Origin of the sequence: Vibrio sp. 10N.222.48.A3 (assembly GCF_041475345.1) — a bacterium.
Lineage (GTDB): Bacteria > Pseudomonadota > Gammaproteobacteria > Enterobacterales > Vibrionaceae > Vibrio > Vibrio tasmaniensis_A.
The window spans coordinates 1-1,511 of the sequence record NZ_JBFRVX010001157.1 but is presented as its reverse complement, the minus strand read 5'-3'; the positions used below and the strand labels follow the sequence as shown (position 1 = coordinate 1,511).

General features: G+C 41.3%; 1 protein-coding gene. It reads right to left on the bottom strand.

Annotated features, from left to right (window positions below; genetic code table 11):
• Positions 1–113 precede the first annotated feature (113 nt).
• Positions 114–1,511 (bottom strand): aspartate kinase (locus AB4653_RS24615; RefSeq protein WP_372105543.1); only part of this gene is annotated, 1,398 nt, incomplete at its 5' end.

Genomic DNA, 1,511 nt, shown 5'->3' with positions numbered 1-1,511 from the left:
ACGATCGGCATTAATCATAAAAATGGCCTTTACACAGAATTTTTTGCAGTCTCAACCCTACAGATCAAACGTTCAGTTAGTCGATGGGATGGGATGGGCTCACCGCTCTTTATTTAAGCAGCATTCACTGATGATGTGACCTTTTGCTTTTGTTCAAAAAACTCTTCATGTAATGCACAAATGGCCTCTTGATACTTATCGTCGCTCACAACAAATTGTACATTCACGTTTCTCATCGACGAATGTAACGCAATGGGCGTAACACTATTGCTCATCAAAGCCAATATGCCATTCGCTAGCGTTTTATTGGTGTCAATTTGAGAGCCGATCGCCGAAATGATAGCGACCATACGTCCCGAAATAGATGCTTTCGGATATCGCTTCTCTGCCTTATAAAACACCTTATTTAAACTTTCTGAACTGCCGCCTAGATAATACGTAATAGAGTTAGCATTCATCTCTTTTCCGATAAGGTTAACTCTCGCATCCGCGATAATTTCCATTAGTTCATAACTGACGTTATCAGCCTTACCGACCATCCCCTGATCAAATACATGCAATGCATATACTTTCTGCTTTCCAGCAATAATCTCTATCTGATTGGTGTCTGGGCGGTAATCTGAAGAAATCAGTGTACCTTCATGCTCTGGTTCAAAAGTGTTCTTTATTTGTAGTTCGATTCCACTCTCGCGCAACCCTGCTGCGGCATTAGAATGAATAGCTTCCATACCAAGGTTTGCTAACTGATCGGCAACATCATAATTAGTCGCTCCAATTGGTTTAACAGAGCTAACCCCAACCACTTTTGGATCGGCCGAACTAAAGTGATACTCCTTATGAATAATAGCTAGTGATGCCTTAGTCATAGTCGCGATACGGCTAAACGTCATCTCACTGTAACCACGATCATAAGTATGCATCAAACCTTCTTTACAATAGGCATAACCCGTCACTATAGGTAGCTCTTCAGCCACATTTATGTCTGAAAAAGCATCTCTGATGGTATCGTCCAAACTCTGAGGAGTCTTGTTATCCCAACCAGAAAGGTCAACAAAGGTTGAATTAATACCAATATTTTTCAATTTAAGAGCCGTATTATACGCACTATGTGACTCGCCAATTGAAGAAAGAAACTCGCGGATCTGAGGCAAGTAATGCCTCAATGAAAACTGACCGTATTGACACGTTTCAAGGATATTTGTAATACAGTTCTTCGCTTCTGAAATACGCGACCGGATGAACTTATCAGCACGCGCACGATTCATAGGATCTGCAAAAATATGCTCGTTGATCAACAACATACGGCTTTCAATGTAAGATAACGCTTCTTCCCAAGAATCATCACGCATTGCGATCAATTGATAAACACCTGGCTTGCCTGTTTTTTTGCACTCCAAAAGTGCATCTGTCATCCCGCTATAAGCAGACACAACAAAAATTCGATTGTACGGGTTTTTCGGGCGGAGAATAATATTGTCGAGCACAGCATCAAATGCTGTCATGGATGTACC